Origin of the sequence: Actinomycetospora sp. NBRC 106378, from assembly GCF_030269685.1 — a bacterium.
Classification (GTDB): Bacteria; Actinomycetota; Actinomycetes; order Mycobacteriales; family Pseudonocardiaceae; genus Actinomycetospora.
In genome coordinates this window covers 165,877-180,476 of record NZ_BSTT01000011.1, presented here as the reverse complement: position 1 = coordinate 180,476, position 14,600 = coordinate 165,877, and the positions used below count along the sequence as shown (strand labels likewise).

Annotated in this window: 11 protein-coding genes and 1 pseudogene; 4 read left to right on the top strand and 8 right to left on the bottom strand. The window is 73.2% G+C overall.

Features of this window, described 5'->3' with window-relative positions; all coding sequences use genetic code 11:
• Positions 1–164 precede the first annotated feature (164 nt).
• Both glpK and QSK00_RS22515 read right to left on the bottom strand, forming a co-directional pair.
• Complete coding sequence (glpK, locus tag QSK00_RS22520; RefSeq protein ID WP_285594303.1) at positions 165–1,667, bottom strand: glycerol kinase GlpK; 1,503 nt, start codon at positions 1,665–1,667, stop codon at positions 165–167.
• 42 nt (positions 1,668–1,709) lie between these two features.
• A complete protein-coding gene (locus tag QSK00_RS22515; RefSeq protein WP_285594301.1) occupies positions 1,710–2,441 on the bottom strand; it encodes an MIP/aquaporin family protein in 732 nt (243 codons plus the stop codon).
• Between the two features lie 319 nt (positions 2,442–2,760).
• Between QSK00_RS22515 and QSK00_RS22510 the strand changes: the two genes are divergently transcribed.
• Positions 2,761–4,524 carry a glycerol-3-phosphate dehydrogenase/oxidase gene (locus QSK00_RS22510; RefSeq protein WP_285594328.1) on the top strand — a complete coding sequence of 588 codons (1,764 nt, stop codon included), beginning with the start codon at positions 2,761–2,763 and terminating at the stop codon, positions 4,522–4,524.
• Positions 4,525–5,195: 671 nt separating this feature from the next.
• On the opposite strand, the pseudogene QSK00_RS22505 reads toward QSK00_RS22510, so the two are convergent.
• The 3 genes and pseudogenes from QSK00_RS22505 to QSK00_RS22495 all read right to left on the bottom strand — a co-directional run.
• Positions 5,196–6,629: pseudogene (locus QSK00_RS22505) on the bottom strand (DHA2 family efflux MFS transporter permease subunit); the annotation flags it as partial.
• 117 nt (positions 6,630–6,746) lie between these two features.
• Complete coding sequence (locus QSK00_RS22500; protein ID WP_285594299.1) at positions 6,747–7,199, bottom strand: DUF1707 SHOCT-like domain-containing protein; 453 nt, start codon at positions 7,197–7,199, stop codon at positions 6,747–6,749.
• 116 nt (positions 7,200–7,315) lie between these two features.
• A complete protein-coding gene (locus QSK00_RS22495) occupies positions 7,316–9,118 on the bottom strand; it encodes an acetyl/propionyl/methylcrotonyl-CoA carboxylase subunit alpha (RefSeq protein ID WP_285594297.1) in 1,803 nt (600 codons plus the stop codon).
• 246 nt (positions 9,119–9,364) lie between these two features.
• Here QSK00_RS22495 and QSK00_RS22490 point away from each other — a divergent pair, with 246 nt between their 5' ends.
• Complete coding sequence (locus QSK00_RS22490) at positions 9,365–10,165, top strand: hypothetical protein (protein WP_285594295.1); 801 nt, start codon at positions 9,365–9,367, stop codon at positions 10,163–10,165.
• Here QSK00_RS22490 and QSK00_RS22485 read toward each other — a convergent pair.
• Genes QSK00_RS22485 through QSK00_RS22475 form a run of 3 tightly spaced genes read right to left on the bottom strand, consistent with a single transcriptional unit; the run spans position 10,131 to position 12,709 of the window.
• Positions 10,131–10,763 (bottom strand): Maf family protein, encoded by a 633-nt coding sequence (locus QSK00_RS22485; RefSeq protein WP_285594293.1) that lies wholly within the window; start codon positions 10,761–10,763, stop codon positions 10,131–10,133. The two genes, QSK00_RS22490 and QSK00_RS22485, sit on opposite strands and share 35 nt — an antisense overlap.
• Positions 10,764–10,788: 25 nt before the next feature.
• A complete protein-coding gene (locus tag QSK00_RS22480) occupies positions 10,789–11,022 on the bottom strand; it encodes an acyl-CoA carboxylase subunit epsilon (protein ID WP_285594291.1) in 234 nt (77 codons plus the stop codon).
• Between the two features lie 34 nt (positions 11,023–11,056).
• Positions 11,057–12,709 carry an acyl-CoA carboxylase subunit beta gene (locus QSK00_RS22475; RefSeq protein WP_285594289.1) on the bottom strand — a complete coding sequence of 551 codons (1,653 nt, stop codon included), beginning with the start codon at positions 12,707–12,709 and terminating at the stop codon, positions 11,057–11,059.
• Positions 12,710–12,791: 82 nt separating this feature from the next.
• Between QSK00_RS22475 and QSK00_RS22470 the strand changes: the two genes are divergently transcribed.
• Both QSK00_RS22470 and QSK00_RS22465 read left to right on the top strand, forming a co-directional pair.
• Positions 12,792–13,667, top strand: a complete 876-nt coding sequence (locus tag QSK00_RS22470; protein WP_285594287.1) for a biotin--[acetyl-CoA-carboxylase] ligase — start codon at positions 12,792–12,794, stop codon at positions 13,665–13,667.
• Between the two features lie 180 nt (positions 13,668–13,847).
• Complete coding sequence (locus QSK00_RS22465; protein ID WP_285594285.1) at positions 13,848–14,546, top strand: PH domain-containing protein; 699 nt, start codon at positions 13,848–13,850, stop codon at positions 14,544–14,546.
• Positions 14,547–14,600 lie beyond the last annotated feature (54 nt).

Here is a 14,600-nt window from a genome sequence, read left to right as displayed (position 1 = left end):
ACCCTGTCCTGCCCACAGCCGAGCAGGCTGGTCACCACCGTGACCAACCCACCCAGCGGGCCTGCTCAGTGTCCGCGATGTGCTGAGACATCAACTGTCCTCGATGTCCTGAGCACAGACACCGTGCTGGGGCACGGAGGAGTACTCACGGGGCCGGAGGCCACCTACACCCAGTCGAAGGTGCGCGTGACCGCCTTCTTCCACTCCTCGTAGAGCCGGTCGCGCTCGGCCGGGTCCATCGAGGGCTCCCAGACCTTGTCCTGCGCCCAGTTGTCGCGGATGTCCTGCTCGCCCGACCAGAACCCGACGGCGAGCCCGGCCGCGTAGGCCGCGCCGAGCGCCGTCGTCTCCGAGACCACCGGACGGACCACCTCGACGCCGAGCAGGTCGGCCTGGAACTGCATGAGCACCTCGTTGCCGACCATGCCGCCGTCGACCTTGAGCGTCGTCAGGGGCACGCCGGAGTCGGCGTTCATGGCGTCGATGACCTCGCGCGTCTGGAACGCCGTCGCCTCGAGGACCGCCCGGGCGATGTGGCCCTTGTTGACGTAGCGGGTGAGGCCGACGATCACGCCGCGGGCGTCGGAGCGCCAGTGCGGGGCGAACAGGCCGGAGAACGCGGGCACGATGTAGGCGCCGCCGTTGTCGTCGACCGCCTTCGCGAGGTCCTCCACCTCGGGGGCGGAGGAGATCATCCCGAGGTTGTCGCGCAGCCACTGCACGAGCGAGCCGGTCACCGCGATCGAGCCCTCGAGGGCGTAGACCTGGGGCTGGTCGCCGATCTTGTAGCAGACCGTCGTGAGCAGGCCGTTCTTCGACTCGACCTTCTCGGTGCCGGTGTTGAGCAGCACGAAGTTGCCGGTCCCGTAGGTGTTCTTGGCCTCGCCGACCTCCAGGCAGGCCTGCCCGAACGTCGCGGCCTGCTGGTCGCCGAGGATCCCGGCGACCGGCACGTCGCGGAACGTGCCGCGGGCGCGGATCGGGGCGTAGACCTCCGACGACGATCGGATCTCCGGCAGCATCGCCATCGGGACCCCGATCTCCTCGCAGAGCTCCGGGTCCCACTCCAGGGTGTCGATGTTCATGAGCAGGGTGCGCGACGCGTTCGTCGGGTCGGTGACGTGCAGGCCGCCCTCGGTGCCGCCGGTGGCGTTCCACAGCACCCAGGTGTCCATCGTCCCGAAGGCGAGCTCGCCGCGCTCCGCCCGCTCCCGGGCGCCGTCGACCTGGTCGAGGATCCAGCGGGCCTTCGGGCCGGCGAAGTAGGTGGCGAGCGGGAGCCCGGTCTTCGTGCGGTAGCGCTCGGCGCCACCGCCCAGCGCGCCGAGCTCGTCGCAGATCGCCTGCGTCCGCGTGTCCTGCCAGACGATGGCGTTGTAGATGGGCTCGCCGGTCGCCTTGTCCCAGACGACCGTGGTCTCGCGCTGGTTGGTGATCCCGACGGCGGCGATGTCGGACGCGTCCAGGTCGGCCCGGGCGAGCGCCCCGCCGCAGACCTGACGGGTGTTGCCCCAGATCTCGGCGGCGTCGTGCTCGACCCACCCCGCCTTCGGGAAGATCTGCTGGTGCTCGAGCTGGTCGACGGCCACGACCCGACCGGAGTGGTCGAAGATCATGCACCGCGTCGAGGTGGTGCCCTGGTCGATCGCCGCGACGTACTGGGTCATCGAGCCTGCTCCTCTTCTCCGGTTCGGGGTGGGGCGATGGTGTCAGCTGGCGGTGGGCAGGACGAGGGCGAGCAGGCCGGCGAGGACCGCGCCCAGCAACGGGCCGACGATCGGCACCCAGGCGTAGCCCCAGTCGGCCGTGCCCTTCCCGGGGATCGGCAGCACCGAGTAGGCCGCCCGGGGCCCGAGGTCGCGGGCGGGGTTGATGGCGTAGCCCGTCGGCCCGCCGAGCGCCGCACCGATCCCGACGACGAGCGCCGTCACCGCGGCGTAGTTCGCCGGCGACTGGTAGGGCGCGACGAGGATGAACAGCACGAGGAAGAAGGTCGCGATCGTCTCGCTGACCAGGTTCCACACCGGCTTCTTGATCGGCGGGTTGGTGGCGAAGATGCCGACGGTGTCGGCGTTCTGCTCCCGGTTCGCGTCGAACTGCAGCTTGTAGACCAGCCAGGCGAGGGTGGCGCCGACGAACGCTCCCAGTAACTGGCCGACGAGGTAGAAGGGCACTTCCGACCACGGGGTCTTGCCCGCCATCGCGAGCCCGATCGTCACCGCCGGGTTGATGTGTCCGCCGGTCTTGTCGGCGATGCTCGCGCCCGTGAGGACGCCGACGCCCCAGCCGATCACGATGATGACCCAGTGCGAGGTGTCCCCGTCGGCGTTGGAGCGGGGGAGGATCACGTTGGCGACGACCCCGACACCGAAGAGGAGCAGGGCCGCCGTTCCGAGGAACTCCCACAGGATGATCTCGCCGCCGCTGAGCGTCGGAGTCACGTCGACCTCCCCCGTCGTGCCCTCGACGCGGCCCGGTCCGCGCTGACGAGCGCGGCGGACGCTAGTCGTGCACGTCACATGTGTCTATGCCTTTCGGCCACGACGAAAGCGCTTTCCGGGCCGCCACTCGGTGCATCCCGGAGGGAGTGCCGCGCGGGTAGCGTGGGCGACGCCGTCGCGGGGAAGACCCCGGACGTTGCCGCAGGTGACGACCGGGGAACACCCGTTGCGCCGCACGGAGCAGAGGCCTGACACCGAACGTACGAGGAGGCCCGACGTGGCTGGGAAGTCCGCCCCGACCGGTGCGAACGAGTCCACGGTGGACGGAGCCGGCACTCCGGAAGCCGAGTCGCTCGACGCCGTCACCGAACCCGCCCGCCTCGGTCCTGCCGAGCGCGCCCGGTCCTGGGACCGGCTCTCGACCGAGCAGTTCGACGTCGTCGTGGTCGGCGGGGGCGTGGTCGGTGTGGGTGCCGCGCTCGACGCCGCCACCCGCGGCCTGTCGGTCGCCCTCGTCGAGGCGCGCGACCTCGCGGCCGGCACGTCGAGCCGTTCGTCCAAGCTCTTCCACGGCGGCCTGCGCTACCTCGAGCAGCTCGACTTCGGGCTGGTGCGCGAGGCGCTGTTCGAGCGCGAGCTGAACATGACCCGGCTCGCCCCGCACCTGATCAAGCCGGTGCCGTTCCTCTACCCGTTGACCCACCACGTGTGGGAGCGCCCGTACGTCACCGCAGGGGTCACGCTCTACGACACGATGGGCGGCAGGAGCTCGCTGCCCAAGCAGAAGCAGCTGACCCGCTCGGGCGCGCTTCGGATGGCGCCCGCGCTCAAGCGCGACGCCCTCGTCGGCGCGGTCCGCTACTACGACGCGCAGGCCGACGACGCCCGCCACACGATGATGGTCGGCCGCACCGCCGCGCAGTACGGCGCGGTCGTGCGCACCTCGACGCAGGTCGTCGACTTCCTCCACGAGGTCGACCGGATCGCCGGGGTGCGGGTGCGCGACGTCGAGACCGGCCGCGAGACCGACGTGCGGGCGCACGTGGTGGTCAACTGCACCGGGGTCTGGACCGACCAGATGCAGCACACCGCGGGCACCCGCGGTCGCTTCAAGGTGAACGCCTCGAAGGGCGTGCACTTCCTCGTGGCCCGCGACAAGATCCCGTCGGACGTCGGCATGATCCTGCGGACCGAGAAGTCGGTGCTGTTCGTGATCCCGTGGCGCAACCACTGGATCGTCGGCACCACCGACACCACGTGGCGGCTCGACCTCGCGCACCCCGCGGCGACGCGCCACGACATCGACTACCTGCTCGAGCACATCAACGCCGTCCTGGTCACGCCGCTGACCCACGACGACATCGAGGGTGTCTACGCCGGACTGCGGCCCCTGCTCGCCGGCGAGAGCGAGGAGACCTCCAAGCTCTCGCGCGAGCACGCCGTGTCGCGCGTGATGCCGGGCATGGTGTCGATCGCCGGCGGCAAGTACACGACGTACCGCGTCATGGCCAAGGACGCGCTCGACATGGCCGTCCAGGACATCCCGGCACGCGTCGCCCCGTCGATCACCGACCGGGTGCCGCTGATCGGAGCCGACGGCTACTTCGCCCTGGTCAACCAGGCCGAGCACATCGGGCGGCAGTACGACCTCCACCCGCACCGGGTGCGGCACCTGCTCGACCGGTACGGCTCGCTGCTCCACGGCCTGCTGGCGATGACCGAGGACGACCCGTCACTGCGCGAGCCGGTGCCGGGCTCGCCCGACTACCTGCGCGTCGAGATCGCGTACGCCGTCGCCTACGAGGGCGCGCTGCACCTCGACGACGTCCTCACCCGCCGGACCCGCATCTCCATCGAGTACGCCCACCGCGGGGTCGACTCGGCGGAGTCGGTGGCCGACCAGATGGCGTCGCTGCTCGGCTGGAGTGCCGCCACCCGCGACGAGGAGGTCCGGTCGTACGTCGAGCGGGTCGAGGCGGAGCGGCGGTCGCAGATGGTCGAGACCGACGAGGAGGCCGACAAGCTCCGCCTCGCCGCGCCGGACCCGCGCCGGGAGCAGCTCGAGCCGCTCGGGACGAGCTGAGCGACCCCGTTCCCGAGGGGTACGTGGGGCAGGCTCCGTGGCCCGCGGAGATGCCTGGCGTGACTCTCGCGGACGGCAGGCCCGGGCGGCCCCGCGCGCGAGGGGTACGTGGGGCAGCCCCCGTGGCCCGAGCACGTGCTTGATGTACACCTCGCGGACGAGACGACGAACGGCCCCGCCCGGAACCCCGGGCGGGGCCGTTCGGTCGTGCGGGTGTGTCAGCTCTGCGACGTCAGCGACCGAGGCGCCCGGGCGTCGTCGGCCAGCGGCTCCGAACCGACGAGTGTGACGTCGTGGCGGACCTCGTGGTCGTGTTCGCCGGCGACGACGCGACCGGCGCGCGGTGCGTGCCCGGGAGCGCTGACGACGACGAGCCAGGCGCCCGAGCCGGGCAGCGACAGGTCGTAGGACCCGCCCACCGTCTCGGCGCGGCCGTGCTGGACGCCGTGCTCGTCGACGAGTGTCACGACCGCCTCGCCCGCGCGCGCCAGCTCGACCTGCCCGACGACCCGCGGGACCGGGTGCGACCCGTCCACCCGATCGATCCGCACCGAGCCGTCGCGGGGCGCGTCCGCGGGGGCCTCCTCGTCCTCGACGGCGGGCACGGACCCGGCGCGCGGGTCGCCGGGGGCGTCGGCGGCCGTCTCGAGGTCGTCCGAGGCCACGATCCGGCGCGGCAGGAAGAACGACACGACGAACGCGATGACGCCCACCACCCCGGCCGCCATGAAGCCGGTGCGCAGCCCCTGCGCGTCGGGGGAGCCGCCCGTAGTGGTCGAGGCGATCGCCGAGATCGTGACGAACGCGGCCGTGCCGAACGCGCCCGCGACCTGCTGCAGCGTGGCCAGGATGGCACTGCCGTGGGAGTACAGCGGCCCGGGCAGGACGGCGAGCGACGACGTCATCAGCGGCGTCATCATGAGGCCGAGGCCCGCCATGAGCACCATGTGGATGACGATGACCAGCCACAGCGGGGACGCGGCGCTCAGGGAGGCGAACCCCCACAGCGAGGCGGCCATCGCGAGCGCACCCGGGATGACCAGCGGGCGGGCCCCGAAGCGATCGAACAGCGCGCCGACCGGCCGGCCCAGCAGCCCGAGCACCAGACCACCGGGGAGCACGGCGAGACCGGTGACGAAGGTGCCCTGGTTCAGCACCGTCTGCAGGTAGAGCGGCAGCAGGATCGCCGCGGCGCCGAGCAGGGCCATGAACAGCAGGGCGGCGAGGATCAGCGACACCACGAAGGTGCGGTGGGTGAACGGCCGCAGGTCGAGCAGTGCGGCCTCCCGCTTCTGCAGGGCCAGCTGGCGCACGACGAACAGCACGAGGCTGACCGCGCCGATCACCAGGGGGATCCAGGGCGGCACGTGCGGGCCGGAGCCGCCGGACTCCCCGATCGCGGAGAAGCCGTAGAGGATGCCGCCGAACCCGAGGGCCGAGAGCAGCACGGAGAGCACGTCGAGCGGGACCGACCGGGTCTGCGACGGCAGCCGCATGAGGGCCGCCCCGAGCAGCAGCGCGAGGATCGCGAGCGGCAGGACGATCCAGAACATCCACCGCCAGCTCAGCGACGCGAGGACCGCGCCGCCGATGGTGGGGCCGATCGCCGGCGCCACGGCGATGACGATCGAGATCGTCCCCATCATCGAGCCGCGCTTGTGCTCCGGGACGAGCCGCATCACCGAGGTCATGAGCAGCGGGATGATCAGCGCCGTCCCGCACGCCTGCACGACCCGGCCCGCGAGCAGCACCGCGAAGCCGGGCGCGAGCGCGCTGATCAGGGTGCCGAGGCTGAACAACGTCAGCGAGGAGAGGAAGACCTGCCGCGGCGTGAAGCGCTCGAGCAGGAAGCCCGTCGTCGGGATGACGACGGCCATCGTCAGCAGGAAGCCGCTGGTCAGCCACTGCACGGTGGTGGTGGAGACGCCGAGGTCCCGCGTCAGGTCGTTCAACGCGACGGACAGGATCGTCTCGTTGAGGATCATGACGAACGCGGACACGACGAGCACCGCGATCACCACGCCCGCGCGCGTGCTCCCGGGATCGGGCGCGGCGGCGTCGTCGGCCGCCGCGGGGGCGTCCGGTGTGGTCGGGGCCGTGGCCATGGGCTGACGCACCTTTCCGTGGGCGAGCTTCGGGGCGGCCGGCGTCGATGCCGTGTCACCAGGTAACCACGGACCCCTGACGACGTCCGACCTCTTTACCGGCGGTCGGGAGAGGAATCACCCGCCGTGGCGGTGTCCGAGGTAGGCCAGGACCCCGATCGCGACGGGGACCAGCAGGAAGACCTGCGGGAACCGCAGCCCGGTCACGAGGAACAGGACGAGGGCGATCGCCGGGGCGAGGGCGGACAACAACCCTGCGTGCCGCCCGAGTCTGGCCCCGATCGGCGCGACGAGCTCGGGCAGGTCGTCCCGCGCGGGAGCGGCGGCCGGAGGCGGGGTGGGGGCGCCGACCGGCACCGACCCGGCGTCGGGACGAGAGCGGGGGAAGGCCGGGCGCGGCTCGGGGAGGTCGGTGAACAGCCCGTCGAGCTCCGAGCGGAACCGGGCGGTCGAGGCGACGGCCGACCGCTCGGCGTACTCACCGGGCTCGAGCCGGCCCTCGCGGAGGTGCTCGTCGAGCGCGGCCATCGCGAGCTCGCGCTCGCGGTTGCCGATCCGCAGTTCGCCCACGGATCCACGATAGGCCGCGCCCGACGATGTGGCTTTCCTGGCGCTGGATGACAGCAACGACGCTTTCCTGCCACCAGGGCGGGTGCCACCAGGGCAGGTGCCACCAGGGCAGGGACTCAGTCGGCGATCTCGCAGATCACGGCACCCTGGTTGACCGACGCGCCCGCCTCGAGGGACAGCCCGGTCACGGTGCCGCCCTTGTGCGCGGTGACGGGGTTCTCCATCTTCATGGCCTCGACGACGACGATCTGGTCGCCCGCGGACACCGTGTCGCCCTCGGAGACCGAGACCTTGACGACGGTGCCCTGCATCGGCGAGGTGACCGCGTCGCCGGAGACCTTGGCGCCGCCGCCGGACCGCTTGCGCGACTTCTTCTTCGCCGCAGGTGCGGCCGCGCCGCCGCCGCCCCCGCCGATCGCCAGGTCGCCGGGCAGCGAGACCTCGAGGCGCTTGCCGCCGACCTCGACGACGACGGTCTGCCGCGGCGCGGCCTCGTCCTCGTCGTCACCCTCGCCGGACGCGACGTACGGCTCGACGGTGTTGTTCCACTCGGTCTCGATCCAGCGGGTGTGGACGGTGAAGGAGGAGGCGCCGTCGGGGGCGGTGAAGGCGGGGTCGGTGACGACGAGGCGGTGGAACGGGATGACGGTGGGCAGGCCCTCGACGACGATCTCGGACAGGGCGCGCCGCGAGCGTTCCAGGGCCTGTTGGCGGTCCTCGCCGGTGACGATGAGTTTGCCGACCATGGAGTCGAACTGGCCGCCGATCACCGATCCGGACTCCACCCCGGCGTCGACGCGCACCCCGGGCCCGGAGGGGGCGTGGAAGCGGGTGACGGTGCCGGGGGCGGGGAGGAAGCCGCGGCCGGCGTCCTCGCCGTTGAGCCGGAACTCGATGGAGTGCCCGCGGGGTTCGGGGTCTTCGGTGATGCGCAGGTGTTCGCCGTTGGCGATGCGGAACTGCTCGCGCACGAGGTCGAGGCCGCTGGTCTCCTCGGAGACGGGGTGTTCGACCTGCAGGCGGGTGTTGACCTCGAGGAAGGAGATGGTGCCGTCCTCGCCGACGAGGAACTCCACGGTCCCGGCGCCGGAGTAGCCGGCCTCGAGGCAGATGTCGCGGGCGGAGGTGTGGATGCGTTTGCGCTGCTCGTCGGTCAGGAACGGCGCGGGGGCCTCCTCGACCAGTTTCTGGTGGCGGCGCTGCAGCGAGCAGTCGCGGGTGCCGACGACGATGCAGGTGCCGTGCTGGTCGGCCAGGACCTGGGCCTCGACGTGGCGGGGCCGATCGAGGTAGCGCTCGACGAAGGATTCGCCGCGCCCGAACGCCGAGACGGCCTCGCGGACGGCGGCGTCGAACATGTCCGCGATCTCGGCGCGTTCGCGGGCCACGCGCATGCCGCGGCCGCCGCCGCCGAACGCGGCCTTGATCGCGACCGGCAGGCCGTGTTCGTCGGCGAAGGCGATGACCTCGTCGGCGTCGGCGACGGGGTCCTTGGTGCCCGGCACGAGCGGGGCGCCGGCGCGTTCGGCGATCTTGCGGGCGGTGACCTTGTCGCCGAGGTCGCGGATGGCCTGCGGGGACGGGCCGATCCAGATCAGGCCGGCGTCGATCACGGCCTGGGCGAACTCGGAGTTCTCCGAGAGGAACCCGTAGCCGGGGTGAATACCGTTCGCGCCGGACTGGCGCGCGGCGTCGATGATCTTCTCGATGTTCAGGTACGACTCCGCCGCGGTCTGCCCGCCGAGCCCGAAGGCCTGGTCGGCGATCCGCACGTGCGGGGCGTCGCGGTCCGGGTCGGCGTACACCGCGACACTCGTCAGGCCTGCGTCCCTGCACGCCCGCGCCACACGCACGGCGATCTCGCCACGGTTGGCGATCAGCACGGTGTGCAGGGCGTCCTGCTGAGCCTGCGGAGCCATCGGAGGAGCCTCCCGGGGGGCGGTCGCGTCGTCGCGGTGGTGGGATCGGGCGCAGTGTAGGGCTGCCACGCCCGGAAGATCGGTCGAGTGGTGCAGGAACGGTCCGGCGTGACCGTTCCTCGGGACTCTCCCGCACCTCAGGGCCCTGCGACACCGGGTCCTGCGTGGTCATGGACACAGCACTAGATATTCCCGACGACGGGTGGTGCCCGGCCCCGTCGGGCCGGTCGCTACCGTCGTCACCCGATGACCGAGCGCGGACGATGGTGGGGGCCCGCGGTGGCCGTGTGCGCGTCCGTCGCGGCACTGGCCGGGACGGTGGCGGTGGTCGCGACGGCCGCCGGCGCGGACTCCGACGCCGCCCGCCGCAGCGACGCCCGGACGACGGCGGGCGGGCCGGTCTCCCCGGTCGCCTCACCCGCCGTGGAGACCGCGACCCCGACGACGACGGCACCGCCGGTCACCACGCGCCCCGGCCGGGTCGGCGACCCGACGCTGGGTGCCACCGTCGCGACGGAGCCGGGCTGGGCGACCGCCCGCGACCAGGACCTCGTGCCCGTCACGCCGGGCCGCTTCCCGACGGTGCTGACCCTCGGCGGCGACCAGGCCCGCGCCGCCGTCCTGGTGGGTCGGCTCGACCCGGCGCGCGGGTTCGGCGAGGACGCGGTCGCCGACGAGGCGCGGCGGCTGGTCGGCGCGTTCGCCGACGGGGTGCGCGGCGATGCGGACGGCCGGATCGCCACCGTCTCCGATGCGGCCTCCACGCTCGACGGCCGCGACGCGTTCACCTCCGTGCGGCGCACGCCGGACGGGACGCTGGTCCGCGTCACCACCGTCGCGGGCGCCCGCGGGGAACCGGGGCTGGTGCTGCTCGCCGTGGCGGCCCCGGGCCGGACGCAGGGCGCGGACGCCACCGCCGCCGACCGCATCGTGCGGTCGCTGTCCTCGTCCGGGGCGAACACCCCGGGGCGTGCGACGGCGCCGCCCGCCTCGGCCACCCCGGGCACGCGGGTCACCCCGTCGTCGGCGCCCGCCACAGGTCGCTGACCTCGACCCCCAGCTCGGCGAGCAGCCGCCGCACGAGCGGCAGGCTGATCCCGATGACGTTGGACGGGTCGCCCTGGATCCCCTCGACGAGCCAGCCGCCGAGACCGTCGAGGGTGAACGCGCCCGCCACGGCCAACGGCTCGCCCGACGCCAGGTAGGCCTCCAGCTGCGCCGGGGTCGGCTCCGCGAAGGTCACGAACGTCGTCGCGTGCCCGGAGATCTCCGCCTCGACCGCCCCGCCGCGCAGCCGCACGAGGGCGTGCCCCGTGATGAGCTCGCCGTGGCGTCCCGCCATGCGCTCCCACCGGGACCGCGCGTTCTCGGCGGTGTGCGGCTTGCCCACCAGCTCGCCGTCGATCTCGAGCATCGAGTCGCAGCCGATGACGACGACGTCGTCCTCCGCCGCCGGCACCTGCGCGGCGACCGCCCGCGCCTTCGCGACGGCGAGCGCGGTGACCTGCTCGGCGGAGGTCGCGTCGCCCAGCTGCGCGAGCAGGGCGTCCTCGTCGACGTCGGAGACGACGACGTCGGGGTCCACCCCCGCGGCGCGCAGCACACCGAGGCGGGCGGGGGACGCGGAACCGAGCACGAGACGCACGGCCCGCGACCCTAGGCGCCGGGGTTCAGCGCGGCAGCGCCGACATCCGCCAGGCTCCCGGCCCGGGCGTGAGCGGGCGACGGACGAGCGACTCCCGCTCGGACCACACCGAGCGCGGGCCGGACTCCGGCGCCTCCCCGCCCCCGCTGGACGCGGCGGCCAGGACGGCCGCCAGCGCGGCCACCTCCTCCGGCGACGGCTCGCCCCGGACGACGCGCAGCACCGGCCGCGCCGGCGCCTCCTCCTCCGGACCGGTCACGACGCCTTCCCTCCGGACTCCGCTCCGCTGCGCCTCACAGCGGGATGTTCCCGTGCTTCTTGGGCGGCAGCGTCTCGCGCTTGCCCGAGAACGAGCGCAGTGCGCGGGCCACGTAGCCGCGGGTCCACGACGGCGGGACCACCGCGTCGACGTACCCGCGCTCGGCCGCGATGTAGGGGTTCGCGAGCGTGTCCTCGTACTCCTGCTGCAGCTCGGCCCGGCGCGCCGCGACGTCCCCGCCGGAGTCCTCGACCTTCTTGAGCTCCTTGCGGTAGAGGATGCTCACGGCGCCCGAGGCGCCGGTGACGGCGATCTGGGCGGTCGGCCACGCGAGGTTGAGGTCGGCGCCGAGGTGCTTGGAGCCCATGACGTCGTACGCGCCGCCGTAGGCCTTGCGGCAGATCACCGTGATCAGCGGGACGGTGGCCTCGGCGTAGGCGTAGATCAGCTTCGCGCCGCGGCGGATGATGCCGTTGTACTCCTGGTCGGTGCCGGGCAGGAAGCCCGGCACGTCGACGAAGGTCACGACCGGCACGTTGAACGCGTCGCACGTGCGCACGAAGCGGGCGGCCTTCTCGCTGGCGCCGATGTCGAGGCAGCCGGCGAGCTGGGAGGGCTGGTTCGCGACGAACCCGACCGGCCGGCCCTCGATGCGCCCGTAGCCCACGACCATGTTCGCCGCGTACAGCTCCTGGATCTCCAGGAACTCCTCGTCGTCGACGACCCGGCGGATGACCTCGCGGATGTCGTAGGGCTGGTTCGGGGAGTCCGGGACCAGCGCGTCGAGCTCGAGGTCGGTCTCGGAGAGGTTGTCCTCGATGGAGCCCGCCTCCGCTCCGTCGTTGCCGGCGGGCAGCCGCGGCGGCTCGGAGAGGTTGTTCGACGGCAGGTAGCCCAGGAGCTCCTGCACGTAGGCGATCGCGTCGTCCTCGTCGGAGGCGAGGTAGTGCGCGTTGCCGGAGGTGGTGTTGTGGGTCCGGGCGCCGCCGAGGGTCTCGAACTCGACGTCCTCGCCGGTGACGGTCTTGATGACGTCGGGACCGGTGATGAACATGAACGACGTCTCGTCGACCATGATCGTGAAGTCGGTGAGCGCGGGGGAGTACACGGCGCCGCCGGCCGCCGGGCCCATCACGAGCGAGATCTGCGGGATGACCCCCGAGGCGTGGGAGTTCCGGCGGAAGATCTCGCCGTAGAGCCCGAGCGCGACCACGCCCTCCTGGATGCGCGCGCCGCCGCCGTCGTTGATGCCGATGACGGGACAGCCGATCTTCATGGCCACGTCCATGACCTTGACGATCTTCTCGCCGTAGACCTCGCCGAGCGCGCCGCCGAAGACGGTGGCGTCCTGGGAGAACACACAGACCGGACGGCCGTCGACGGTGCCCTGTCCGGTGACCACGCCGTCGCCGTAGGGGCGGTTGGCCTCGAGGCCGAAGTTCGTCGAGCGGTGCCGGGCCATCGCGTCGAACTCGAGGAAGGTGCCCTCGTCGAGCAGGAGGTCGATGCGTTCCCGGGCGGTCTTGCGGCCCTTCGCGTGCTGCCGCTCGACGGCCCGCTCGGAGCCGGCGTGGACGACGTCGTCCTGACGCCGGTGCCAGTCCGCGAGCTTGCCGGCGGAGGTGTGGACGTCGGGCTCGTCCGCGGCCTCGTCGGGCTCGGGGGGCGGCTTCGTCGCGGCGGTCATGGGCCGGACGATAGCGATGCCGACCGTGGTCCACCCACTGGTGCGTGGGGGTGATGATGGGCACTCCTCTACCGTGGCGGCGGTGATCCCGGGAGTGCAGGACGCCGCCGCCTGGAAGGCGTTGCAGACCACCGCCGTCGTCCCGACCGGCCCGTGGGCGCGGCTCGACGTGGTGGACGCCACGGGCTCGACCAACGCCGACCTCGCCGCCGCGGCCGCGGCGGGGGCCCCCGACCGGTCGGTCCTCGTCGCCCACCACCAGACGGCGGGCCGGGGCCGGCGGGAGCGGACCTGGGAGTCGGGGCCGGCCGAGGGGCTCACCTTCTCGGTGCTGCTGCGCCCGTCGTCGGTGCCGGCACGGCACTGGGGCTGGGCGCCGCTGATCGCCGGGCTCGCGCTCGTCGTGGCGATGGAGGACTACCGGGCCCCGGCCTCGGTCGCCACGCTCGAGACCGCCCTGAAGTGGCCGAACGACCTGCTCCTCGGCCCCGACCATCGCAAGGGCGCCGGCATCCTGTCCGAGGTGGTGCCCGGGGGACCCGGGGGCGAGCGCAGCGACGGGGGTCCAGCGCAGCCCGGCAACGCACTCGTCGTCGGGATCGGGATCAACGTGTCGACCCCGGAGGCGGAGCTGCCCGAGGGCGGGACGTCGCTGCTCGCGCAGAGCGTGCGTCGCACCCGGCCCGACGTCCTCGGCGACGTGCTCGCCGTCTTCGCCTCGCTGGAGGACGACTGGCGCGCCGCGCGCGGCGACGCGGCCCGCGCGGGACTGCTCTCGGGCTACCGGCGCCGCTGCGCGACCCTCGGCCGCGAGGTGCGGGTCGTGCTGCCCGGTGACCGGGAGCTCCGCGGCGTGGCCGACGACATCGACGACGACGGCCGCCTCGTGGTCCGGGAGCCCACCGGCGCGCTCACCACCGTCGCCGCGGGCGACGTGGTGCACGTCCGCCCGGTCTGACGGCGCGACGTGATCATCGGCCCCGAGCGGGCCGGATCGGGGGGCCGGAGCCCCGTCCGGGGCCGGTGACCACGCGGCGACCCTCACCCGTCCGGACCCCGGCGGCGGCGCGGGACCTCGAAGACGGCCCGCCACGCGGATACGCTCGATCGGCCTACCACCGGCGCGAGGGGAGGGGCCGTGGCGTACCCGGAGCGGCTGCTCGTCGCCGGTGAGCGCGTCGTGCGCCACGTCCGGCCGCACTGGCGCATGCTCGTGGTCCCCGCGCTGCTGCCGCCCGTGGTCGCGTTCGTCGGGGCGTGGCTGGTGGCCGTCGCCCGCCCGACGTCGTGGGCGCTGCCGACCCTGATCGGGGTCGCCGTCGTCGCGGTCGGGCTGCTCGGCTGGTTCTCCCTCGCCCCGGTCGCCCGGTGGCGGGCGACCCACTTCGTCGTCACCGACCGCCGGGTCCTGGTCCGCGAGGGCGTCTTCTCCCGCTCCGGCATCGTCGTGGTCGGCCGGAGCATCACCACCGTGCGCACCGTCCGCACCGGGATCGACCGGCTCCTCGGCGCGGGCACGCTCGTCGTCGGCGTCGACGACAGCCGGGAGCCGTGGCGCTTCGACGGGCTGGGCCGCGTCGAGCGCGTGGCCACCGAGGTCGAGCGGATGGCCGAGCGCCGCGGCGGCCTCGACCCGGACCGCTGGGGCACCTGGGACGACGAGGACGACGGCCTCGGCGACGACGACGATCTCGACGAGGACGCCGACCCCGACGATCTCGACGACCTCGCGGACGACGTCGAGGACGCCGAGTGGGACGACGAGCCCGAGCCGGAGCGCTTCCCGCGCCTGCGGCGCCTCTCCTCGCGGCGTCGGGAACTCCCGGCCGGCCGTTAGCCGCAGCCCGGCCCGGAGCGAACAACACTCTCGTGCACGGCGACCGGGCCCGCC